Below are 22241 nucleotides of genomic sequence, written 5' to 3' on the forward strand. Positions count from 1 at the left end.
AGGTCACCATGTTCCACTCCCGTCACACTCACCTTTGGCTGGCCTTATTGGCCAGCACGTCGCTCCAGGCCGCCACCAGCAGGGACCTGCCTGAACTGCCCCACGCCAGCATGCAAATGCAGGCCAAGGCCCAGCCCGGGGCCGCCGTCAAATTGCTGCAAAGCCAGCAGCAGGCCACCAGCCCAATGCAGCGCGGCCCCGGCACCGAGCTTTATTACGACCTGGATATCCAGTACGTGGACGGCCAGCTGTTCAATCCCTCCACCCAGCAGTACGACGCTACCCGGCTGCGGGCCCTGACCGGCAGCGTAACCAGCAAGGCGGTGCCCTACATAGGGCCAGTGGTAGACCTCTACCCTGGCGAGACCTTCCGGCTGACCCTCAACAACAAGCTGGACCCCAAGGATCCGTCCTGCCCCAGCGGCAAGGGCGCGCACAATGGCGGCCACTGCTTTAATACCACCAACATGCACACCCATGGCCTGTGGATCAGCCCCTCCGGCAACAGCGACAACGTGCTGCTGAGCATCAAGCCCGGGGTCAGTTTCCAGTATGAGTACAACATCCCGGTGGACCACCCGGCCGGCACCTTCTGGTACCATCCCCACCTGCACGGCTCCACCGCCTTGCAGGTTTCAAGCGGTATGGCCGGACCACTGATCATTCGCGGCACCCGCTACCCCAAGGTCAGCGGCAACCTCTTTCAGCACGGGGATCTGGACACCCTGCTGCAAAACCCCAAAGCATCGAGCCCCCAGCCCATCAGGGAACGGGTGCTGGTGTTCCAACAAATTGCCTACGCCTGCCGGGAGCCCGGCAGTAACGGCAAACCCGGCGCCATCTTGGTGGACAAGCTAGGTAACTGGGTCTGCAAGCCAGGCAGCCAATACCCCAGCGAAAAAGTGGGGCAAATCGAGGCCTACGACCAATTCGGGGTGGCGGACAACAACACCGTTTGGAACCAGTCGGGGCGCTATACCAGCATCAACGGCGTGGTGATGCCCAACTTTCGCCAGGTCAAGGCCGGCGCCCTGGAACGCTGGCGCCTGGTCCATGCTGGAGTCAGGGACAGCATCAACCTGCAATTTAGAAAGGCCATTCCCCAGGCCATGAGCGATACCTATCAGCCCGGTTCCCTCAAGGCCAGGGCCGAACAGGTGGACAGAGTCTGCCAGGGCGGCGTGCTGCCGCAGTTCTCGGTGGCCTCGGACGGCCTGACCCGCGCCGCAGTCACGCTCCAGGAAAAAACCCTGCTTCAACCCGGCTACCGGGAAGACTTGCTGATGGTGTTCCCCTCCCCCGGTATCTATTGCGTGATCGACAGCGATCTGGACCCAAGCCAAACCGTGGACACCCAGGAACACAGCCGCGAACTGTTGGGCTATATCGAAGTGGTGGCCGGTGACACCGGCGCAGATCTGGCCAAGATCAAGGAGGACAAACTCAACAGCGCCCTTGAGGCCTGGGTCAAAGACTGGCTGTTGGCATCGGCCGACAGGTTTATGCCCGCTGACGTCAAACCGCAGATAACAAAGGATTTAAAGGACGGCCTTAAACTCAGCGCCTTTGTGGACCACCCCAGCGTCAAGGCCGCCGAAGTCACCGGCAGCCAAACCCTGGGTTTTAATATCGACACCAAGGCCAAACCGGTGCGCTTTGAAATTGGCAACCTCAGCCAAAACACCGCCACCGGCAAGTACCAGTTGGCCGATGCCCGCCCCTACTCGGCGGCCACCGTCAACCGGGTGCTGACCTTAGGTGGGGTAGACGAATGGACCCTCACGTCCTTCCTGGCCGGCCATCCTTTCCATATCCACGTAAACCCCTTCCAGGTGGTGTCGGTGCAAAAGTGCGGTAAAACCAGCTGCACCCAGCCCGGTGACTGGCAGGATCTCACCCAAGATCCCGCCAGTCAGTACTACGGCATGGCCGGGCGTTGGCGGGATACCCTCTTTGTGGAACAGGACGTGGTGGTCAAGACCCGCACCCGTTACCAGCGCTATATCGGTGAGTACGTACTGCACTGCCATATCCTCGATCACGAGGACGAGGGCATGATGCAAAACGTCATGGTCGCCCTCCCCGACGGTCAAGGGGGCGTGGCCGCCATGGGCCACCATTAACAACCAAAGAGCCCCTTCGGGGGCTTTTCTCCTGACTAGGCATTGATGAAACACCAGCGATCAAAATCGCTTTACCAGAAATAACTACCTGATTAATCTAGAAGGATTAGGTCAATAACCACCTTTGGTCGCTTGACGGAATAGCCATAACAATAAGGAAGCCCCATGAAAAAACTCTTTGTCCTTGCCGCCATGATTTTCGCTACCGCAACCTTAAGCGGCTGCGCCAACCTTGCTGCAATGAAAGAAGCAAAGTTTAAAAACGCCCCTGAACAGGACAGTGCTCTGGTGAACATTGTAAGGCCGCGCGTTTTCATGGGCGACGGTGCAAACGTCGAGATGTGGGACGGTGAAAACTTGATAGGAACCCTGAGTGCCGGCGACATGATCCAGTACGACGCCACGCCTGGGGACCATACCTTCCTAGCATACGTGCAAGGCTCCTGGGGTGTTGCCCAAGGTCGCCTGGAGCCAGGTAAAACCTACTACCTGAAGTTCAACATTGGTTTTGGCTTTATTACCCTTGGCGTAGCCAAAGCCGATGATCCCCGTATTCCTGAGTGGAATGCCGACCTGGATACCGTCACCATTGATAAAGCGAGAACCAAGCCCGTGCCGGAAAAGGAAGTTGCCGATACCCGCAAGGTGCTCCAGCAAGTTAAAGAGGGTAAGGCCAACGTCGAACGGATAACTGACGCCAACGCCATCTAAGCCAACCTAGTCTGTTGGGATTGGGGGCCTGTGGGCCCCTTTTTCGTGACGGCAGCTGAACATTGCCTCAGCCTTAGCCCCAAAACTGTGAAGCACCACACAGCCCCGTATTGTGCGTTAAGGTTCAGCTAACAAACTGGCGCCAAGGTTAATGGCTCATAACACCAAAAGATTGCCCTATTGCCATGACCTGCCTGAAGTTCCTGCTTACCGCCAGCCTCCTTGTAACCGCCAGCGCCGCCAAAGCCGGCTCAGATACCTGGCAGGACGTCAGTAATATCGGCACCATAGGCCTGATGGGCACGGCCCTTGCCATGCCGGCTTACAAGAATGATTGGCAGGGCTTTGAGCAGGCAGGGCTGTCCATGGGAGCCGCCCTTGGCACCAGCATGGTGACCAAACAGCTGGTCCACGAACAAAGGCCCGATCACAGCGATAACGACAGCTTCCCCTCCAACCACAGTGCCGGTGCCTTTGCCGCCGCCACCACCCTGCAAATCCGTTACGGCGCAAAGTACGGCGTCCCCGCCTACACCCTGGCAAGCCTGGTGGCAATAGGCCGGGTTCAGGCGGACAAGCACCACTGGCAGGACGTCGCCGCCGGCGCCGCCATCGGCACGGCAGCGGCCTGGCTCTTTACCACCAAGTTCGACGACAAGCTGGTCATCGCCCCCTGGTTTGACGACCAGGGCAGCAGCGGTGTCATGGTGTCCATGCGCTGGTAATAAAAAAGGGCCGCAAGGGCCCTTTTTTAGTGCTGTTGCCAGCCTTAGCCTGCCCGTTTGGGTAGTACCCAGCCAGGGCGGACAAAATGGCAGGTGTAGCCGTTGGGGATACGCTCCAGGTAATCCTGGTGCTCGGGTTCGGCTTCCCAAAAATCCCCGGCCGGGACCAGTTCGGTCACTACCTTACCGGGCCAAAGGCCAGAGGCATCCACGTCGGCAATGGTGTCCTCGGCGACCGCCTTTTGGGTATCACTCAGATAGAAGATGGCCGAGCGATAGCTGGTGCCAAGATCATTGCCCTGGCGGTTAAGGGTACTGGGGTCATGGACTTGGAAGAAAAATTCCAGCAGTTGGCGAAAGCTCAACAGGCTCGGGTCAAAAATCACTTCGATGGCCTCGGCATGGGTGCCGTGGTTACGGTAGGTGGCATTGGCCACGTCGCCGCCGCTGTAACCGACCCGGGTCGAAATTACCCCAGGATAACGGCGCAGCAGATCCTGCATACCCCAGAAACAGCCCCCGGCCAGGATGGCCTTTTCAGTTTGCATCGTCATAAAAACCTCCGACAACGGATGGCCCCTACTCTAGCAGCCCTGGGAAACCAGGGCGACGCACAGATAGCGATTGCGATAAGCGGCTTGTTGGCTTGGTGCCCCGGGTTTGGGCACGCAGAAACTTGTGCCCTTACGATTAGCCCGTCAAGGAGGCTGTGATATTTACGCTGTTACTTTTCAAGCTCGTAGTTGCAGACGTCCATTCCCAGCCTTGGTTCAGGGGTTGGAATCTGGCCTATCTCTTCGCCGCTTTCGGGGTTCATCACCAGGATCTCCCAATGCAAAGCATGCTTGCGATGGTCGCTAACCAAGACTTTCAGCTGGCCGTGGCAGATCTTGGGTTCCACAATAGTTGCGCTCCAAAAAACATCATTTTTCCAGCCCAGATCCGGTGAATAGCAGCCAGGATCTAACCTATGCCGAGGATCCAAAGTATCATCTCCCCAACTACAGGCAATCAAGGGATCGGACTGAACGACGTAGGAGCGAGGCTTGATGGTAAAATCTGGCTTCCATTCATCACCTTCCAGCTTTAAAAGCTTACCGCCGTTAGAAACAGCATAAAGGTTGCCTTTTCTCTCAATAAACTGTGAAACTTCATCAGCCAGCTTCCAGTAGCGCGATTTACCATTTCCCTTATCAACTTCGACAATGTAATAGGATATGTAACCTGCATTATTTTTAAAACCACTTGCCAAATACCGCCCTGAATACTCTCCGCTAATAGATATAGCAGAAAGCTCTATCTCATAGACATTGCCGGCAAAGTTGACGTCAACACCTCTGTCACTTACTTGCGCGTTGGCATATGAGGATTGAAGATAAATAACCATCATCGACAAAATAGCAATTTTAACGACGCCCATTTAACTCACCCCCAAGAAATCAATTTAAAATCAATCTATGGCAACCACCCAATCTTTACAGCTAAAGCTCATGATGAATATAAAAATAACGACAGCATTGGTTTTCAACCCTATTTTATCAAATCTTCAATAAGTGGAAGTCGAGGGTCACTCAACTGGGCCTCTCGATAAACTGACTTCAAGACCTTAAAAGCCTCATCGTACATCATTAAGATATCTTCAACGCTTTCGGGGTCTGTCAACGTATCGGATTCAAGTAGTGCCTCGTACCGATTGATACTCTCGTATACGGACTGGAGAGCCACCAACAATGTGCCGTTATCAATATCAGCCATAGTATTCATTGAGTTAAGGTGATTGAACACAGATCCAAACCGCGCTTTGTGCCTGAGAAAGGAACTCGGATGATCTCTTGCCCATCTTCAGGATCCATCACCATCACCTCCCAATGCAATGCATGCTTAGTATGGTAGCTGACCAAAACCCTGAGTTGGCCGTGGCAAATTTTTGGCTCTACTGCCGTGGTAGTCCAAAAGACATCCTTTTGCCACCCTAGATCCGGTGAATAACAGACCGGGTCTAACCTGTAACGGGAGTCCAAAGTATCCTGCCCCCAAGTGCAGGCAATCAAAGGCTCGGTCTGTATTACATAAGACCTTGGTTTTATCTCTTTTTCTAAAACCCATTGGTTGTCTTCAAGCTTGATGATTTGACGCTCATCTCTAACCGCATAGAGTTTGTTTGCTAACGCATAAAATTGAAAAATTTTATTTTTCTGCTGCCACGATACCGAGGTACCATTTTCAGGGTTGATCTCTTTTATAAAGTAGCTGTCGTTGCCTTTCTTATCGATAAATCCACTGACAAAAAATCTATCTGAAAAATGGATGGCGGAATATAATGTCGTTAATTCAGAGTGGTATTTTTTATTGTTAAAATAGAAAACGCCATTACTGCCAATACGAATGTCATCGGCATGACATAGGGTGGCAGCGCTCAGAAAAATCAACATAAAAACTAGCTTGAATGAACTCATGGCTTTCATGCATCGTCACGGTAGTTCCCTTACCTGTAGATAACAATTACCTTAAACGCAGCGTGCATGCAAAAAATTTCAATAGAGATATAGGGCGAATCTACATTAGCATTTCATTTACTCCCAGTTACTCAGGCAATAAAAAAGCCCCTGGCGGGGCTTTTTTATTTTCCAACCAAAGGCGCTTATTTATGGCGCATATGGGGGAACAGCAGCACGTCGCGGATGGAGGCGCTGTCGGTTAGCAGCATCACCAGGCGGTCGATACCGATACCTTGGCCGGCGGTAGGGGGCAGGCCGTGCTCGAGGGCGGTAACGTAGTCGGCGTCATAGAACATGGCTTCTTCGTCACCGGCGTCCTTGGCTTCTACCTGGGAGCGGAAACGCTCGGCCTGGTCTTCGGCGTCGTTAAGTTCGCTAAAGCCGTTGGCCAGCTCGCGGCCACCGACGAAGAACTCGAAGCGGTCGGTGATAAAGGGGTTGTCGTCGTTACGACGGGCCAGCGGGCTCACCTCGGCCGGGTAGGCGGTAATGAAGGTGGGTTGGATCAGCTGGGCTTCGGCCACTTCTTCGAAGATGTAGGTTTGCAGCTTGCCCAGGCCATCGGTCTTGCTGACCTTCATGCCCAGAGACTCGGCAATGGCCTTGGCCTTGTCGAAATCAAAAAGATCCGCCTCGGTGATGTCCGGGCGGTACTTGATGATGGCCTGGGTCATGGTCAGGCGTTCAAAGGACTGGGCGAAGTCGTAGTCCACACCTTGGCTGGTAAAAGCGGTGGTGCCCAGCACTTCCTTGGCAACGGTGCGCAGCATGGCTTCGGTGAAGTCCATCAGATCTTGGTAGTCGGCGTAGGCCCAGTAGAACTCCATCATGGTGAACTCTGGGTTGTGGCGGGTGGAGAGACCTTCGTTACGGAAGTTACGGTTGATCTCAAACACCTTCTCGAAGCCACCGACCACCAGGCGCTTGAGGTACAGCTCAGGGGCGATACGCAGGAACAGCTCCATATCCAGGGCGTTATGGTGGGTCATAAACGGCTTGGCGGAGGCGCCACCGGGAATGGTGTGCATCATGGGGGTCTCGACTTCCAGGAAGTCGTGGCCGGTCATGAAGTTGCGGATGGCATTGACGATTTTGGAGCGGTTGATGAAGGTCTGGCGGGACTCTTCGTTGGCAATCAAATCCAGGTAGCGCTGGCGATAGCGGGTTTCCATGTCGGAAAGACCATGGAATTTGTCCGGCAGCGGGCGCAGCGCCTTGGTCAGCAGTTCGATGGCTTCAACATGGATGGACAGCTCGCCGGTGTTGGTTTTAAAGAGGAAACCCTCGGCGCCGATGATGTCGCCCAAGTCCCACTTTTTGAACTCGTCGTTGTAGAAGCCTTCGGGCAGGTTGTCCCGGGCCACGTAGATTTGGATTTTGCCGCTGCCGTCCTGGATGGTGGCAAAGCTTGCCTTACCCATGATGCGGCGGGTCATGATCCGGCCCGCTACCTTGACGCGTACCGGTTCACCCTCGGCCAGCTCTTCCTTGGTGGCTTCGCCGTATTTGGCTTGCAGCGCATCAGCGTTGCTGTCCTTGCGGAAGCTATTGGGGAAGGCCACGCCTTTGCTGCGCAGGGCGTCGAGCTTTTCCTTGCGCACTTTGAGCTGTTCGTTGAGATCCAGTTCCGGGCTTTGGTTTTGTTCGGTCATGACATTTAAACCATTGAGTAAGGGATAGGGGCGCGCCGCGCCCCGCTCAAATAATTACAGGCCGGCCTTGAGGCTGGCTTCGATAAAGCGATCCAGGTCGCCGTCCAGCACCGCTTGGGTGTTGCGGGTCTCGACGCCGGTGCGCAGGTCTTTGATGCGCGAGTCGTCCAGCACGTAGGAGCGAATTTGGCTGCCCCAGCCGATATCAGACTTGGACTCTTCCAGCTTTTGCTGCTCGGCCATGCGCTTTTGCATCTCCAGCTCATAGAGCTTCGCCTTGAGCTGTTTCATGGCGTAGTCCTTGTTCTGGTGCTGCGAACGACCCTGCTGACAGGCCACCACGGTATTGGTGGGCATGTGGGTAATACGCACCGCAGACTCGGTACGGTTAACGTGCTGACCACCGGCACCAGAGGCGCGGTACACGTCAATGCGCAGGTCGGCCGGGTTGATCTCGATGTTTACCGAGTCGTCCACTTCCGGCGACAAGAACACCGACGCAAAAGAGGTATGGCGGCGGCCACCGGAGTCAAACGGGGATTTACGCACCAGGCGGTGTACGCCGATTTCGGTACGCAGCCAGCCAAAGGCGTAGTCGCCCTGCACGTAGATGGTGGCGGACTTGATACCGGCCACGTCCCCTTCGGACAATTCGGTGATCTCGGCTTTAAAGCCGTGGGCGTCGGCCCAGCGCAGGTACATGCGCAGCATGATGTTGGCCCAGTCCTGGGCTTCGGTGCCGCCGGAGCCGGCCTGGATATCCAGATAGGCGTTGCTGGGGTCCATCTCGCCGGAGAACATGCGGCGAAACTCCAGGGCTTCGAGCTTCTTGGTCAGCTCGTCCAGCTCTGGCTGAATTTCGTTGAAGGTGTCTTCATCTTCGGCTTCAACGGCCAGCTCTAAAAGGCCCAGCACGTCTTCCAGGCCTTGGGTCATGGTGTCGATGGTTTCCACCACCATTTCCAGGGCGGCGCGCTCTTTGCCCAGGGCCTGGGCTTTTTCAGGCTCGTTCCAAACGCCGGGCTGCTCCAGCTCGGCATTGACCTCTTCTAGACGCTCTTTCTTGGCGTCGTAGTCAAAGGTACCCCCTAAGGACGCTGGTCCGCGCAGACAGGTCCTGTACTTGGGTCTTGATCGGGTTCACTTCAAACATGGGCGTGTGTCTCTGTCAGTCAGCCGCCTAAAAAGAGGCAGAATTTTAGCCTATTTATGCCCCTACTTCCTAGGCCGGCTCGATGTGATCTACCAGTAATTGCACCGACTGGCGGCCTTTGTACTCGTTGATGTCCAGTTTATAGGCCGCGTGAACCCATTGGATATTGGGATTGGGCCAGGTATCGAGATCGGCGTTGAAATGGATGGCGTCAATAAGCTGCTCACGCCCGGCCGGGTTTCCAACCGGACTCAGCACCAGTTTCAAATGTTTTTGGCCCACCAGCCGCTGGCTGACCACCTTGAAGTGGCCGTCGAACACCGGCTCGTGAAAGGCCTGGCCCCAGGGGCCGCCGTCCCGCAAAAGCTGGGCCGTTTCCAGGGTAAATTCGGTGGGCAGCAGCTCGCCGTCACTTAAGATTTCCCCGGTCAGCATATGGGGTTCGAGCTTGGCCTGGGCCGCTTTGACAAAAGCGGCATTGAAACGCTCGAAATCACCCGGGCGGATGGACAAGCCCGCCGCCATGGCGTGGCCGCCAAATTTCAGGATAAGGCCGGGATTCTGGGTGTCTACCTCGTCCAACAGGTCACGAAGATGCAGGCCGGGAATGGAGCGGCCCGAGCCCTTAAGCTCGGTCTCACTTGCCGGGGCAAAGGCAAACACCGGCCGGTAAAAACGCTCTTTGATACGGGACGCCAAAATGCCAATCACCCCCTGGTGCCAGTCTTCCCGGTACAGGGCGATGCCGGCCGGCACCTCTTGAATGTCCAGCTTGGCCAGTTCCGCCAGGGCCTCTTGCTGCATGGAGCTTTCAATCTCGCGGCGCTCGCGGTTGAGGCTGTCCAGTTCTGCGGCAATAAGCCTGGCCTGGTGCTGATCCTCGGTGACCAACAGGCTCACCCCCAGGGACATTTCATCCAGGCGCCCGGCAGCGTTAATGCGCGGCCCCAGGAAAAAACCGAGATCGCTGGCCACCAGCCGCCTGGGCTCGCGCCCCGCTACTTCGCAAAGGGCCAGGATGCCGGGGCGGCAGCGGCCGGCGCGGATGCGGTTAAGGCCCTGGTGCACCAAGATGCGGTTGTTGCCGTCCAGGGGCACCACGTCGGCAACGGTGCCCAGGGCAACGATGTCCAACAGCTCGGCGAGGTTGGGTTCGACCCGAATGGGCTCGGCCTGGCCGTTAAACCAGCCGGTTTCCCGCAGATGGGCGCGCAGCGCCAGCATCAGGTAAAAAGCCACCCCGACCCCGGCCAGGGCCTTGGAGGGAAAGGCGCAGCCTTCGAGGTTGGGGTTGACCATGGCGTCGGCACAGGGCAATTCGCTGCCCGGCAGGTGGTGGTCGGTGACCAGCACATCCAGGCCAGCGGCCTTGGCGGCGGCCACCCCCTTGATGCTGGAGATGCCGTTATCGACGGTGATAAGCAGCTCGGCGCCCCGCGCCACCGCCACCTCGACAATCTCCGGCGACAGGCCATAACCGTACTCAAAGCGGTTGGGCACCAGGAAGTCCACCTGTTTGGCCCCAAGGGCGCGCAGGGCCAGGATGCAAAGGGCCGAGCTGGTGGCGCCGTCGGCGTCAAAGTCGCCGACGATAAGGATGCGTTTTTGCGCGCCAAGGGCGGCCGCCAGCAGCCGGACGGCAGCCTCCATACCCTTGAGAGCCTGGTAGGGGGCCAGGGCCTTGGCACTTTTTTCCAGCTCAACCGGGGAGCGCACACCACGGCTGTAGTAGATCCGGGCCAGCAGCGGCGCCATGGGCCAGTTGGGCAGGGCATCGGGCTGGGGACGACGGGTAATTTTCGGCATGACGAAAAAGGCGGCTACCGCCGCCCCTTTTTTGATGAGTCTTCAATGGCCACCAGTCTAAGCAAAGTGGCCTGCTATCTCTACTCGTTTTCCAGGGCGCTTTCCAGGCGATCCGGGTCCAAGTAACCCGGCACCATGGTGCCGTCTTCGAGGATCAAGGCCGGGGTACCTGTGACATTGAGCTGGCGGCCCAGTTTGTAATGCTCGGGCACGGGGTTGCTGTCACAGGCCGCAGTGGCGACCGTTTTGCGGTTCTTGGCCAGGTTCATGGCCGCTTGCTGGTCCTTGGCGCACCAGACCGACTCCAGTTCCTCGGCCGCCTTGGAATTAAGGCCGCCACGGGGGAAAGCCAGGTAGCGCACGGTAATGCCACGGTCGTTGTACTCCTTCATGTGGGAGTGCAGACGCTGGCAGTAGCCGCAATCGGTGTCGGTAAAGACAGTGACCACGTGCTTCTGGTTCTTGGCGGGGAAGACAATCATGGAGTCTTCAAAGGGCTTGATGGCCGCCAGGCGTACGTCGTCCAGGCGCTTTTGCGTCAGGCTGACCACGTCGCCGCCCTTGAGGCTGAACAGGTTGCCCGACAGCACATAATCCCCATCCTCGGAGACGTAGAGCACGTTGTTGGCCGCCACCACTTCATAGATCCCCTTGATGGGAGTCTGGCTGATGCTGCTGACCGAGACCCCCAAACCGGCTTCTACCTTGGCCTTGATGTCCTTGTCGTTGGCCTGGGCTGTGCTTGCCAGCAGGGCCAGGGCCACTGCGCCCCATTTAAGCTTCTTCATACGGATTCCTTAGCTTGGGCCTTAGCGCCCTCGACTTGGGTCTGAACTTACAAAGAGCATGGCCCAGTTGCAATAACAATGCGATTAACCGCGTGGATGGTGTTTGCCATGGAACTGCTTGAGCCTTTCCCTGGCCACGTGGGTGTAGATCTGGGTGGTGGAAAGATCCGCATGGCCCAGCAGCATCTGCACCACACGCAGGTCGGCGCCGTGATTGACCAGGTGGGTGGCAAAGGCATGGCGCAGGGTATGGGGGGACAGCTCGCTGCTAAGGCCGGTTTCCAGGGCGTAGCGCTTGATGCGGTGCCAGAAGGTCTGGCGGGTCATCTGTTGGCCGCGCTGGGAAGGGAACAGCACGTCGCCGTCGCTAATAAGGGCCGGCCGGCCGTATTTCAGGTATTGGTCCAGCCAATGCAGGGCTTCTTCCCCCATGGGTACGATGCGCTCCTTGTCCCCTTTACCTGTGACCCGCACCAGGCCCTGGCGCAGGTTGACGCAGTCGCGGGTCAGCCCCACCAACTCGCTGATACGAAGGCCGGCGGCGTACAGCAGCTCCAGCATGGCCTTGTCCCGCAGGCCAAGCGGGTCTTCCAGGTTGGGGGCCCCCAGCAGCACATCCACGTCGGCTTCCGACAGGCTCTTGGGCAGGGGCCGGCTCAGGCGCGGGCGCAGCAGCGGCGCCGTGGGGTCGTCACTGCGTTGCTTTTCATTGAGTAGATACCCGTAATAGCGTTTGGCCGCCGTCAACAGCCGCGCCGTGGACGACGCCTTGTAACCGGCGCTCATCCGCCAGTCCAGGTGGGCCCGCAGATCGTCAGTGCCAAGGTCGGCCAGGGCCAGGCTTTGCTCCCCGGCCCAGCCGGACAAGGCGGCCAGGTCACGGCCGTAGCTCTCCACTGTGCGTGCCGACAGCCGCTCGACCAGCAGCAGGTGGTCGAGAAAGGGCTGATAGGGGGCGGCGCTTTTTGCTATGCTGCCGCCATTCTTTGCTCTGCCGGTTTTTGTCATGCGTATCGGCCTGTTTTACGGCTCCACCAATTGCCACACCGAAATGGTCGCAGAAAAGATCCGCGACGTCATCGGCAGCGAGCTGGTGGAACTCAATAACCTCAAAGACGTGCCCGTGGCCCTGATGGCCGATTACGACCTGTTGATCCTGGGCATTCCCACCTGGGATTTCGGCCAGCTTCAGGAAGACTGGGAAGACCAGTGGGACGCCCTGGACAGCGCCGAACTGGACGGCAAGGTCATCGCCCTTTATGGCATGGGCGACCAACTGGGTTACGGCGATTGGTTCCTCGACGCCATGGGCATGCTCAAGGAAAAACTCGAGCAGCACCAGGTGCGCTGGGTGGGTTTTTGGCCCAACCAGGGCTACGACTTCGAGGCGTCCAAGGCCCTGACCGAGGATGCCAGCCAGTTTGTGGGCCTGGCCCTGGACGACGACAACCAATGGAAACTCACGGAAGAGAGGGTACAAAGCTGGTGCGTACAAGTGTTGGAAGAATACGCCGCCCTTATTGGCTGATGCTGCTGCCCCTGCTGTGGGGTTGCACCACCCTGGCTTTGCAGCCGAACAAACCGGCCCAGGTGGCCCTGCCCCCCGCCGCCAACCCGGCTCTGACCCTACCCCAAACTGCCTTCGCCCTGCTGCCGGATGGCGCCAACGCCTTTCTGGCCAGGGCCGCCCTTGCCAGCCTGGCGACCCAGAGCCTGGATCTGCAGTATTACCTCTATCAAAACGACCATTCCGGCCAGCTGTTGCTGGAAAGGTTGTTGGCCGCCGCCGACCGAGGGGTCAGGGTACGATTGCTGGTGGACGACCTCTACAGCGACCAACTGCCCGCCGCCTTGGCGTTGCACCCCAATATCCAGGTACGGCTGTTCAACCCCTGGGTGCTAAGGAACAGGCCCATCCTCAAGGGCCTGGAGTTTGTCGGCAAAGGCCGCCTTAACCACCGCATGCACAACAAGGCCTGGATAGCCGACAACCGGGTCGCCATTGTCGGCGGCCGCAATATCGGCGATCAGTATTTCGACCAGGCCAAAGACAGCAACTTTCGCGACCTGGATCTGCTGGCTGCCAGCCCCGTGGTCAAGGAGCTGTCCGCCAGCTTCGATGCTTTTTGGAACAGCCCCTGGACGGTAACCCTGCCTGTGCCGCAAAGCGCCAACCTGGATGACCTCAGAGCCAGCCTGGCCGCCGCGACTAAAACGCCCTCCCCTTTCCAACCTTTTTGGCAACAGGCCCGGCAGATCCCGGCCTTAAAAGATTGGCCTGGCCCCTGGTACCAGGGGCAAGCCAGGCTGGTGGCGGACAGCCCAGACAAGGTTGAAGGAAGCGCGGCCACCAGCCTGTTGGCCCAACTTGGCCATAGCCTGCCCCAGGCCCAGTCCCGGCTCTGGATAAGCTCGCCCTATTTTATTCCCGGTGACCAGGGGGTGGCGCTGCTGGCCAACCTGGTGCAGCAAGGGGTGGAGGTAAGGGTGCTGACCAATAGCCTGGCCGCCAACGACGTGCCGGCGGTGCACAGCCATTACCAGCGCTATCGCCAGCCACTGCTGGCCGCCGGCGTTCATCTTTATGAGCAAAAAAGCGCCCTGACCAGCCCACAGGGCCTGAGCCTGGGCAGTGCCAAGGCCAGCCTGCATGCCAAGGCCTTTGTGGTAGACAGCCGCTACAGCTTTATCGGCTCCATGAACCTCGATCCCCGTTCCTTGCACCGCAACACCGAGCTGGGGCTGGTGGTGGATAGCCCAGCCCTGGCCCAGCGCCTGGAAGCATTGATGACAGAAGACCTTGCCACCAGCGCCTTCGCCCTTAGCCTGGACAACGACAGGCTCAACTGGTGCAGCCAGGGCCAATGCCAGGACAGCGAACCGGAGATCAGCCTCTGGCAGCACATCAAGAATGGCTTTTTCTGGCTTTTGCCCATCGAAAGCCAACTATGAAAAAGGCGCCTTAGGGCGCCTTTTTTATCAGTTCATCACTTCCGAGCGTACGTCCCTGGCCCGGCGAAACAAAGCCATCAACAACATCACCAGGGCGGTTGGCACCAGCCATACCATCTTTTCTTCAAAGAGCGGCAGGTGGTTGAGCCACTTGGGCATGGTAAGGCCGGTGGCATGGACGCCGTCCAGCAGGGCAAAGAGGGCGGTCACCGCCACCACCTGCTGCTGGCCACGGCGGTGCTCCCCCAGCACCACAGCCAACAGGCGCAGGGCCACCAGGGCAATGGCGATGGGATAGACGAAGAACAGCACCGGCACCGAGATGTTGATCAGCTGCACCAGGCCGACGTTGGCCACCAGGGCCGAGAAGGCACAGACCACGGCCGCCACCTGCACATGGCTAATCTTCTTGAAGGTGTCCGAGAAATACTCGGCGCAGGAGCTGGTCAGGCCGACGGCGGTCGTCAGACAGGCCAGGGTGACCACCGCCGCCAGCACATAGAGGCCGGCGGCGCCAAAGAGGGCTTCGATGGCCGGTACCAATACTTCGCTGCCTTCCTTGGGATTGTTGACCACGGCGCCGGCAGTGGCCCCCAATTGGAACAGGGTGATATACACCAAAGCCAGGCCGGTGGCGGCAATGACGCCGGCCACGCACAGATAGCGGAACTGCAGCTTGCGGTCTTCAACACCACGGGCCTTGAGGGCATTGACCACCACCAGGCCAAACAGCAAGGCCCCCAGGGTGTCCATGGTCAGGTAGCCTTCCAAAAAGCCCTTGGCAAAAGGCGCCTTTTGCCAAGCGGCGGCACTGGCCACAGGTTCACCCAGGGGGGCGACCACCAGCATCACGGCAATGGCAGCCAGCAATACCAGCAGCACCGGGGTGATCACCTTGCCCACCACCGCCAGCAGCTTGCCGGGGCGGATGGCCAACCAGAAGGTCACGCCGAAAAAAAGCACCGAGTAGAGGGCTTGGCTGACCCAGCCGCCCCCGACGAAGGGTTCAAAACCCAGCTCATAGGCCACCAGGCTGGTACGAGGGGTAGCAAAGAAGGGGCCCAGGATCAGGTAGAGCACCACACACAGGGCCAGGGCTGCCCTCTTGGGCAATACCTTGGCCAGGGCGTCCAGGCCGCCACCGGCAAGGGCTACGGCAATGATAGTCAGAAGGGGAAGGCCTACAGCGGTGAGCAGGAAACCCAGGATCGCCGGCGCCAGGTCACTACTGGCATTCAAACCCGCCATGGGCGGAAAGATCATGTTACCGGCGCCGAGGAAGAAGGCGAAGGTCATAAAACCCAAGGCCAACAGATCAGCGCTTTTCAGCTTTTTGGTCACGCAAAAACCCCTACAACCACATCTTGTTTGAAATCGAGTCGACAAGGGGTATCACGATTAGCCGAAAGGGCTCAAGCCTTGTTTAAAAATGAAGGTAAAAATCCCTGCCCAGCGCACGAAATGCCGGCGTCCACTGACCCTGGGGGTCACGGAGCACCAGACTGTTCTCGTCCAACGGTTTGGGGCTTTGGCTCCATTGCAGCAGGGCCCTGACCGGCTGGGCCTTGCCTTCTACCGAATAAAGGGCGCAGCGCCTGTAAAGCTGGTAGCCGGCCTGGGCCAGGGGCTGGGCCCAGAGCAGGTGGTCGTCCCAGGGCAGCACCATGGCCACCTCCTTGGCCCCCAGGCGTAGGCACTGGGCCGCCAATACCTCTGGCGGCAAGGCAGCCACGTGGCGGGCCTGGTCACGGCGGTCGTCGGCCGAGCGCACCTGGGGGGTAAAAAAGGGCGGGTTGCTCACTACCAGCTCATAAGGCCCCCCTGCAAAGGCAGCCACGTCCCCTTGGTGCAGGGAAATTTGCGCCGAAAAGGGGCTGGCGGCGACGTTGTCCCTGGCCTGCTGGCAGGCGCCGGGGTCAATCTCCACTGCATCCAATGCCAGGGCCGGGCCGCGCTGGGCCAACATCAAGGACACCAGGGCGGTACCGGCGCCGATGTCCAACACCCGCCCCCCCTGGGGTAAGGCAGCCCAAAGACCCAATACCACCCCGTCTGTGCCCACTTTCATGGCACAGTGCTCATGGCCCACAAAAAACTGTTTGAACTGGAAACCTTTACTCATAGCTGCGAGATTGTACCCCAAGGCCACTTTGCCTAAAATCAGCGCCCCCTTGTCTGTATGGCAGGCCAACCTGAGGAACCCCCATGGCATTTGAACATCTGGAACTGGACCCGGCCCTGCTTGAAGCCGTCGCTGAACTGGGCTTCAAGAAACCCACCGTCATCCAAAGCCAGGCTATTCCCGCCGCCATGGATGGCCATGACCTGCTGGCCATGAGCCCCACCGGCACCGGCAAGACCGCCGCCTTTTTGCTGCCGGCCCTGCAGCACCTGCTGGACTACCCCAAAAAGCGCAAGGAACCGCCCCGGGTGCTTATCCTCACCCCCACCCGTGAGCTGGCCCTGCAGGTTGAAGCGGACGCCAAGGCCCTGGCCGGCAAGACCCCCATCGGCATCGGCTCGGTGATCGGCGGTGTCGACTACAAGGTGCATGGCAAGGCCCTGGGGGGCGAAGTTGACCTGGTGGTGGCCACCCCCGGGCGCCTGGTGGAGTACATCGACAAGAACCTGTTCGATTGCATCGCCGTTGAGCTGCTGATCCTCGACGAAGCAGACCGCATGCTGGAGATGGGCTTCCAAAAAGACATGGAGCTTATCCTCGAAAAGTGCGAGCAGCGCCGCCAGACCCTGCTGTTCTCCGCCACCCTCGAAGGCCACAACCTGGAGCAGTTCGCCGAAAAGGCCCTGACCGATCCGGTAGAGCTGAGCGCCGATCCGTCCCGCCGCGAGCGCAAGAAAATCCATCAGTGGGTCTACTACTGCGACGACAAGGTACACAAGTTCAAGCTGCTGCTGGCCCACCTTCGCCACCCCGACACCCATAAGGCCCTGGTGTTCGTAAAGACCCGCGAAAAGTTGGCGGAACTGCGTGACCAACTGGCCGGCGAAAAACTGCCTTGTGTCTGGCTGCAGGGGGAAATGGCCCAGGACAAGCGCAACAACGCCGTGGCCCGCTTCAAGAGCGGCCAGGTGCCGGTGCTGCTGGCCACCGACGTGGCCGCCCGGGGCCTGCATATCGACGACATCAGCCATGTCATCAACTATGACATGCCCCGCACCGCCGACGTCTATGTGCACCGCATCGGCCGCACCGGCCGCGCCGGCGCCAAGGGCACGGCCATCAACCTGGTAGAAGCCCATGACCTGTCCATGCTGCGCCGGGTAGAGCGTTACCAGGAAGACCCCATCAAGGCGCGGGTGATCGACGAACTGCGGCCCAAGTCCAAGTTCAAAGAGCCGGTGAAAAAGAAAAAGGACAAGACCCTCAAGCCCAGCGCCAAAAAGGCCCTGGCCAAGAAAAAGGCTAAGAAGGACGCCAAGCAGGCCGAGCGCAAAAAGGTGCGCCAGCGCGACCTGAAAAACAAAGGCGCCCCCCGTGGCAGCGAAGCCCGCCAGCGCAGCGACGTGGCCCGTGGCAAAACCGCCGACGAATAAGAACATATCAACACGCAAAAAAGGCAGCTTAAGCTGCCTTTTTTATTTCGCGATTGATTGATTTGCCTATTACGAAAGTATTGTCTAAACCTAAAGCGATATTCATCTCAAGGAGGAGAAAATGACTTTTTTAGTTCTCATTGTTTGGGTATTTTGCGGCGTTATCTCAGCCAGTATTGCGGCAGGCCGGGGGCATAATGCAGGGTTGTGGTTTCTCATCGGCTTGGTATTTGGCATATTTGGGCTGATAGCCTCGCTGATGCTTTCTAACCAACATCCCCAATACCCAACTCAACACCAGGCTGTTAGTCCTAATCCTTCGGGGAAATTGAAGAAGTGCCTTTATTGCGCAGAAGAAATCAAAGCAGAGGCAGTGCTATGCAGATTCTGTGGGAAAGAAGTGGCCGTTCAACAGCAGGAAGCTTCTCAAATCCCTTCTTTAGAGAAGGAAGACATCAAGAATACAATAGGTGCCGATGCAGTCCGCTATGCCTCAGTAGTCGATGATGGTTGGCAATGCGTTTGCGGGCAAGACAACCGACAGTTCGATGTGAATTGTCCCAGCTGCAAGCGAAATAAAAAGTTCGTTCTTGATAATTATCAAGCCGTGTAACAACAAAAAGGGCAGCCAACGGCTGCCCTTTTTTATTGCCCGCCGGTGGCGCTATGCGGGAGGTGGAAACGTTTGGTGATGGGCTTGTTGAACATGGCATCCAGGTTGTTGGGGGCATCCTTGACCGGATTGGGGCCAGTTAGCTGTTCAACGTGCCAGGCCTGGGCGCTGCAGGACAGCTCTTGCTGACAACTGCCGGTATCAAAGCGGGCCCGGCACACAGGTGGCGACACCGCGTTGGCCCCTCTTCTGTAGGCCTCGGCTTTCAGCTTCTCGATGGCGCCTGAGCTGTCCACCTGGCTGAGGTGCTCGCCGTACAGGCCGTTGACACAATCGGAACTGGTCAGGGTACCCAAGTCTTCCCTGCTCATGTTCTCGACGTCGTTCAGCCGGTAGGTCGCAACCTGACTCGACATCAAACTGGGGGCTTGGGCCCTGAAGCTTAGAGGGGAGCTACAACCTTGGGACAGGGCTGCAATGGCAACTATGATGGCAATCCGTTTCATCAAATGGCCTTTTGGGGAATACAACTTGTTGATAAGCAAACCATAACCAGGGGCTTTGAACAATAAAAACCCGCCGAAGCGGGTTGGGATATTCACGCAGCCGGTGCCACATAGATGATGGGCAACGGCGCCAGGCCGTGGTGGGCACGGGCCTTGTCACAGTCGGGGTTGGCAATGCCCAGGTAGCCCGAGTACTCGAATTCCCGGCAAGGGCTGGGTCTTTTCTCGTACATGGTACAGGCGGTGGCCTGCCCTATCTCGCCGCCAAGGGCAACGCAGCGACAGCCGTTACGGCTCTCGGTGCCCTTCATGCAGCTAAGATGAGGGTTGACCTGGGATGTCAGTTCGTCGGGCACCAGGCCGCCACCTATCTCCGCCTCGGCCCAGTAAAAGGACACGCGAAAATAGGCACAGCAAGCACCACAGGTAATGCACGGATTAGCCACAGTCATGCTGCAAAAGCTCCGCACCTGATACAGGTAAAGGTCTGATATTGTTGAATACACAAAAGACAAGGCCGGACGGCCGCCTGGCAGCGGAGGAACCACGGCAAGGCGCGCCATTATGCACTAGCCAAAGGCTCCCCGAGAAGCGGGGGCCAGAGGAATTTTTGTCACGCCAGGGCGCCTGTTGGCGTCTAACCTCTGTAACCCCCATATTCTTAGGAGGCGGTTTTGAAAGCCTTGCGATCCTTGTCCCTGGCAGCCCTGTTGGCCCTGGCCGGCTGTGCCAGCCAAAGCAGCGAGCCCCTGCCCTGGCAGCAGTACACCCAGGGCAGGCCCCTGGAGCTGTTCAACCCGCGCTTTATGAGCTTTGACATCGTCAACCACTCCCAGGTGGTGCTTTGGCAAAGCCCTAACCGCGCCGTGCTGATGTCGGTGCTTGGCAGCTGCTTTTTCGACCCCAGCCAGCCGGTACTGAAGTTCACCTCAGGCCAGGCCTCGGTCAGGGCCCACCGGGACGCCGTGCTCTACGGCGGCCAGCGCTGCCCCATTCAACAGATCCAGGATCTGGACATCCGCCGCATGCGCCAGGACGGCTTGCTCAAATAAAAAAGGCCCCTTTCGGGGCCTTGGCGATTTAGAAGCGCAACCGGTACTGAGCGTACCCTTCTGCGTTGGTTTGCCCTGTGGGCTCTACCTTGGCCGAGTCTTTGGCCACCGCCTTGGCCTGGTCGCCACCAGCAGACCAGAAGGTCACCAGAGGCTCACCGGCCAGGGGCGCAAACTGCCAGTTGTTGTCCACCGCCGGGTTGTAGCCGTCTTTTTGGCTGCCCAGGAAGTCCGCCACGATTTGACGGTTCTCGTCGGGGCTGGCGATGACGATGGCGCTGCTGTCGACACCGGGGAAATGGCCACCGCCGCCAGCGCGATAGTTGCTGGTGATCACCAAGAATTCCTGCTCGGCGTCCAGGGGCTGGCCCTGGTAGGTCAGCTGCTGGATACGGTGGGCTTCGGGGTGGATTAACTGACCATTGCCGTCGTAACGGCTGGGCTGGGCCAAGTCCACCTGGTAGCTGACACCGTCGATAACGTCGAAGTTATAGCTGGCGAACTTGGAATTGATCAGCTCCTGCTGGCCCTTGGCCTTGGGATCGATTTGGTTGAAAAGGCCTGCGGAGCGCTCCAGCCATTCCCGTACCACCGCCCCTTTTACCTTCACCACGGTCGCGGTGTTGGGGTAGAGGTAAAGGTCGGCCACGTTGCGATAGGCAATGTCTCCCTGGGGTACGAAGGTGTAGTTGCCAGCGCCGCCGTAGCCGGTACGGAACGGCGCCGCCGCCGACAACACCGCCATACCGTCAAACTCGGTACCCTGGATATAACGCTCCAGGTACCAGCGCTGGGCGTTGTTGACCACCTGCACCGCCGGATCGTCCTGCACCAGGGCGAAGAAGCTCTGGATATCGCCGTTGATCTTGGCAAAAGGCGTGCTGACCCAGGCGGTGGTTTCCTGGTGGGCCGGGGCCACGGCCGCCTCGACGGTGGCGTCGTTCTTGGCCAGGCTCACCACCTTACCCTCTTCCCGCTTGAAGATGGGGCGCAGGGTCGATTGGCTGCCAGTCACCTGCCAGCCATGCTCGCCCTTGGTCAGCTCCAGGTCGATCACCCCCAGGTTGTTGCCCCAAAAGCCCGGCATTACGGCGGCGACACCGTTGACGGTGCCCTTGGCCATGTCCACGTTGGGCAGATCCTGGTAGCGCTCGCCAGGGAAGTAGCTGTGGGAGTGGCCCAGCATCAGGGCGTCGATGCCCGGCACCTGGCTCAGGTAGTAGGCGGCGTTTTCATCCATGCCCTGGCGGGGGGAGGCGGTCATGCCGGCATGGGGAATGGCGATGATGACATCGGCCCCCTGGGCTTTCATCTGCGGCACCAGTTCCTTGGCCATGTCCACCATGTCCCGCACCGTGACCTTGCCTTTGAGGTTGACGGCGTCCCACTCGAGGATCTGCGGCGGCACAAAGCCGATGTAACCGATCTTGACGGCTTGGGGCTGGCCAGCCTGGTCACGGAACTGGTAGTCCTTGATCAGGTACTGCTTGAGCAGCGGCTGGTCGTTGGCCGGGTTGCCGTCGCCGTCGTCCTTGAACAGGTTGGCGCTGACATAGGGAAAGGCGGCGCCATGCAAGCTGTCCAGCAGGAAAGGCAGGCCGAAGTTGAATTCGTGGTTGCCGACGTTGCCCACGTCATAGCCCATGGGGTTCATGGCCTGGTAGATGGGGTGCACGGCGCCGTCCTTGAGGCCCTTGACCTTGGCGATATAGTCACCCAGGGCGGTGCCTTGGAGCAGGTCGCCGTTGTCCACCAACACGCTGTTGGCTACTTCGCTGCGGGCCTGGCGGATCAGGGTGGCGGTCTTCACATAGCCCAGGGTGTCGTCTTCCTGGCCGGTGAAGTAGTTGACGTTCATCATGTTGGCGTGGAGATCGGTAGTCTCCATCACCCGCAAGTGCAGCGGCGCTGCCGCCTGTTCGGCCGAACCACAGCCACCCAGGGCCAGCAGCACCAGGCTGGCGACGATCTTCTTATGCATGAGTTTATCCTGTGTCAAAAGCCCCTCTATGCTACCACCGCCCCCAGGCCCTGACCCAGGGTCTGATACCAAAGGCAATTGAGCTGCGACCTATGTCTAAGATGCCGACTTATATGAATTTTTGAA

General features: G+C 58.7%; 21 protein-coding genes. 8 read left to right on the plus strand and 13 right to left on the minus strand.

Annotated features, from left to right (window positions below; translation table 11 throughout):
• Nucleotides 1–8: 8 nt before the first annotated feature.
• The 3 genes from B3C1_RS16800 to B3C1_RS16810 all read left to right on the plus strand — a co-directional run bounded on the left by B3C1_RS16800 (nucleotide 9) and on the right by B3C1_RS16810 (nucleotide 3559).
• Nucleotides 9–2123 carry a multicopper oxidase family protein gene (locus B3C1_RS16800; RefSeq protein ID WP_008486290.1) on the plus strand — a complete coding sequence of 705 codons (2115 nt, stop codon included), beginning with the start codon at nucleotides 9–11 and terminating at the stop codon, nucleotides 2121–2123.
• A 165-nt stretch (nucleotides 2124–2288) separates the two neighbouring features.
• Complete coding sequence (locus tag B3C1_RS16805) at nucleotides 2289–2834, plus strand: hypothetical protein (protein WP_008486291.1); 546 nt, start codon at nucleotides 2289–2291, stop codon at nucleotides 2832–2834.
• Nucleotides 2835–3019: 185 nt separating this feature from the next.
• Entirely contained in the window at nucleotides 3020–3559 is a 540-nt protein-coding gene (locus B3C1_RS16810) for a phosphatase PAP2 family protein (protein WP_008486292.1), read from the plus strand.
• A 44-nt stretch (nucleotides 3560–3603) separates the two neighbouring features.
• Here the strand turns inward: B3C1_RS16810 and msrA are convergent, their stop codons facing one another.
• From msrA to xerD, 8 genes are all read right to left on the minus strand, one after another.
• Nucleotides 3604–4113, minus strand: a complete 510-nt coding sequence (gene msrA, locus B3C1_RS16815; protein ID WP_035482583.1) for a peptide-methionine (S)-S-oxide reductase MsrA — start codon at nucleotides 4111–4113, stop codon at nucleotides 3604–3606.
• Between the two features lie 170 nt (nucleotides 4114–4283).
• A complete protein-coding gene (locus tag B3C1_RS16820; RefSeq protein ID WP_035482585.1) occupies nucleotides 4284–4979 on the minus strand; it encodes a hypothetical protein in 696 nt (231 codons plus the stop codon).
• A 340-nt stretch (nucleotides 4980–5319) separates the two neighbouring features.
• On the minus strand, nucleotides 5320–6024 hold the full coding sequence (locus B3C1_RS16830; RefSeq protein WP_008486296.1) for a hypothetical protein: 705 nt from the start codon (nucleotides 6022–6024) through the stop codon (nucleotides 5320–5322).
• 176 nt (nucleotides 6025–6200) lie between these two features.
• Nucleotides 6201–7709: a lysine--tRNA ligase gene (gene lysS / locus B3C1_RS16835; protein ID WP_008486297.1), complete on the minus strand. Its 1509-nt coding sequence runs from the start codon at nucleotides 7707–7709 to the stop codon at nucleotides 6201–6203.
• 54 nt (nucleotides 7710–7763) lie between these two features.
• Nucleotides 7764–8862 (minus strand): peptide chain release factor 2 gene (prfB, locus tag B3C1_RS16840; protein WP_156804609.1). Its coding sequence is split into 2 segments (ribosomal slippage): nucleotides 7764–8786 and nucleotides 8788–8862, totalling 1098 coding nucleotides; the frame shifts between segments, so codons are not numbered across the junction.
• A gap of 69 nt (nucleotides 8863–8931) precedes the next feature.
• On the minus strand, nucleotides 8932–10668 hold the full coding sequence (gene recJ, locus B3C1_RS16845) for a single-stranded-DNA-specific exonuclease RecJ (RefSeq protein ID WP_008486299.1): 1737 nt from the start codon (nucleotides 10666–10668) through the stop codon (nucleotides 8932–8934).
• A gap of 80 nt (nucleotides 10669–10748) precedes the next feature.
• A complete protein-coding gene (gene dsbC, locus B3C1_RS16850; RefSeq protein ID WP_008486300.1) occupies nucleotides 10749–11456 on the minus strand; it encodes a bifunctional protein-disulfide isomerase/oxidoreductase DsbC in 708 nt (235 codons plus the stop codon).
• 84 nt (nucleotides 11457–11540) lie between these two features.
• Nucleotides 11541–12428 carry a site-specific tyrosine recombinase XerD gene (gene xerD, locus B3C1_RS16855; protein ID WP_035482605.1) on the minus strand — a complete coding sequence of 296 codons (888 nt, stop codon included), beginning with the start codon at nucleotides 12426–12428 and terminating at the stop codon, nucleotides 11541–11543.
• Nucleotides 12429–12462: 34 nt separating this feature from the next.
• Here xerD and fldB point away from each other — a divergent pair, with 34 nt between their 5' ends.
• Both fldB and B3C1_RS16865 read left to right on the plus strand, forming a co-directional pair.
• Complete coding sequence (gene fldB / locus B3C1_RS16860) at nucleotides 12463–12984, plus strand: flavodoxin FldB (RefSeq protein ID WP_008486302.1); 522 nt, start codon at nucleotides 12463–12465, stop codon at nucleotides 12982–12984.
• On the plus strand, nucleotides 12942–14408 hold the full coding sequence (locus B3C1_RS16865; RefSeq protein WP_192813399.1) for a phospholipase D family protein: 1467 nt from the start codon (nucleotides 12942–12944) through the stop codon (nucleotides 14406–14408). Before fldB ends, B3C1_RS16865 begins: the two co-directional genes overlap by 43 nt.
• Nucleotides 14409–14435: 27 nt before the next feature.
• Here the strand turns inward: B3C1_RS16865 and brnQ are convergent, their stop codons facing one another.
• Both brnQ and B3C1_RS16875 read right to left on the minus strand, forming a co-directional pair.
• Nucleotides 14436–15749, minus strand: coding sequence for a branched-chain amino acid transport system II carrier protein (brnQ, locus tag B3C1_RS16870; RefSeq protein WP_008486304.1), 1314 nt, complete (start codon nucleotides 15747–15749; stop codon nucleotides 14436–14438).
• 82 nt (nucleotides 15750–15831) lie between these two features.
• The gene (locus B3C1_RS16875; protein WP_008486305.1) at nucleotides 15832–16476 is read right to left on the minus strand and encodes a tRNA1(Val) (adenine(37)-N6)-methyltransferase; all 645 of its coding nucleotides are present in this window, start codon (nucleotides 16474–16476) and stop codon (nucleotides 15832–15834) included.
• 137 nt (nucleotides 16477–16613) lie between these two features.
• Here B3C1_RS16875 and srmB point away from each other — a divergent pair, with 137 nt between their 5' ends.
• Both srmB and B3C1_RS19530 read left to right on the plus strand, forming a co-directional pair.
• Nucleotides 16614–17963 carry an ATP-dependent RNA helicase SrmB gene (gene srmB, locus B3C1_RS16880; RefSeq protein WP_008486306.1) on the plus strand — a complete coding sequence of 450 codons (1350 nt, stop codon included), beginning with the start codon at nucleotides 16614–16616 and terminating at the stop codon, nucleotides 17961–17963.
• A gap of 121 nt (nucleotides 17964–18084) precedes the next feature.
• On the plus strand, nucleotides 18085–18576 hold the full coding sequence (locus B3C1_RS19530; protein ID WP_008486307.1) for a hypothetical protein: 492 nt from the start codon (nucleotides 18085–18087) through the stop codon (nucleotides 18574–18576).
• A gap of 32 nt (nucleotides 18577–18608) precedes the next feature.
• Here the strand turns inward: B3C1_RS19530 and B3C1_RS16890 are convergent, their stop codons facing one another.
• Nucleotides 18609–18992, minus strand: a complete 384-nt coding sequence (locus B3C1_RS16890) for a hypothetical protein (RefSeq protein ID WP_156804610.1) — start codon at nucleotides 18990–18992, stop codon at nucleotides 18609–18611.
• Nucleotides 18993–19174: 182 nt separating this feature from the next.
• A complete protein-coding gene (locus tag B3C1_RS16895; RefSeq protein ID WP_035482592.1) occupies nucleotides 19175–19534 on the minus strand; it encodes a YkgJ family cysteine cluster protein in 360 nt (119 codons plus the stop codon).
• Nucleotides 19535–19756: 222 nt separating this feature from the next.
• On the opposite strand from B3C1_RS16895, the gene B3C1_RS16900 reads away from it, so the two are divergent.
• A complete protein-coding gene (locus B3C1_RS16900; protein ID WP_008486313.1) occupies nucleotides 19757–20134 on the plus strand; it encodes a DUF6491 family protein in 378 nt (125 codons plus the stop codon).
• Between the two features lie 28 nt (nucleotides 20135–20162).
• Here B3C1_RS16900 and B3C1_RS16905 read toward each other — a convergent pair whose 3' ends face one another.
• Nucleotides 20163–22115, minus strand: coding sequence for a bifunctional 2',3'-cyclic-nucleotide 2'-phosphodiesterase/3'-nucleotidase (locus B3C1_RS16905; RefSeq protein WP_008486314.1), 1953 nt, complete (start codon nucleotides 22113–22115; stop codon nucleotides 20163–20165).
• Nucleotides 22116–22241 lie beyond the last annotated feature (126 nt).

The organism is Gallaecimonas xiamenensis 3-C-1 (assembly GCF_000299915.1).
Taxonomy (GTDB): Bacteria; Pseudomonadota; Gammaproteobacteria; order Enterobacterales; family Gallaecimonadaceae; genus Gallaecimonas; species Gallaecimonas xiamenensis.

Coding starts and splice junctions, on each gene's coding strand:
- B3C1_RS16800 (WP_008486290.1), top strand. CDS start 9: ATGTTCCACTCCCGTCACACTCACCTTTGGCTGGCCTTATTGGCCAGC.
- B3C1_RS16805 (WP_008486291.1), top strand. CDS start 2,289: ATGAAAAAACTCTTTGTCCTTGCCGCCATGATTTTCGCTACCGCAACC.
- B3C1_RS16810 (WP_008486292.1), top strand. CDS start 3,020: ATGACCTGCCTGAAGTTCCTGCTTACCGCCAGCCTCCTTGTAACCGCC.
- msrA (WP_035482583.1), bottom strand. CDS start 4,113: ATGACGATGCAAACTGAAAAGGCCATCCTGGCCGGGGGCTGTTTCTGG.
- B3C1_RS16820 (WP_035482585.1), bottom strand. CDS start 4,979: ATGGGCGTCGTTAAAATTGCTATTTTGTCGATGATGGTTATTTATCTT.
- B3C1_RS16830 (WP_008486296.1), bottom strand. CDS start 6,024: ATGAAAGCCATGAGTTCATTCAAGCTAGTTTTTATGTTGATTTTTCTG.
- lysS (WP_008486297.1), bottom strand. CDS start 7,709: ATGACCGAACAAAACCAAAGCCCGGAACTGGATCTCAACGAACAGCTC.
- recJ (WP_008486299.1), bottom strand. CDS start 10,668: ATGCCGAAAATTACCCGTCGTCCCCAGCCCGATGCCCTGCCCAACTGG.
- dsbC (WP_008486300.1), bottom strand. CDS start 11,456: ATGAAGAAGCTTAAATGGGGCGCAGTGGCCCTGGCCCTGCTGGCAAGC.
- fldB (WP_008486302.1), top strand. CDS start 12,463: ATGCGTATCGGCCTGTTTTACGGCTCCACCAATTGCCACACCGAAATG.
- B3C1_RS16875 (WP_008486305.1), bottom strand. CDS start 16,476: ATGAAAGTGGGCACAGACGGGGTGGTATTGGGTCTTTGGGCTGCCTTA.
- srmB (WP_008486306.1), top strand. CDS start 16,614: ATGGCATTTGAACATCTGGAACTGGACCCGGCCCTGCTTGAAGCCGTC.
- B3C1_RS19530 (WP_008486307.1), top strand. CDS start 18,085: ATGACTTTTTTAGTTCTCATTGTTTGGGTATTTTGCGGCGTTATCTCA.
- B3C1_RS16890 (WP_156804610.1), bottom strand. CDS start 18,992: ATGTCGAGTCAGGTTGCGACCTACCGGCTGAACGACGTCGAGAACATG.
- B3C1_RS16895 (WP_035482592.1), bottom strand. CDS start 19,534: ATGACTGTGGCTAATCCGTGCATTACCTGTGGTGCTTGCTGTGCCTAT.
- B3C1_RS16905 (WP_008486314.1), bottom strand. CDS start 22,115: ATGCATAAGAAGATCGTCGCCAGCCTGGTGCTGCTGGCCCTGGGTGGC.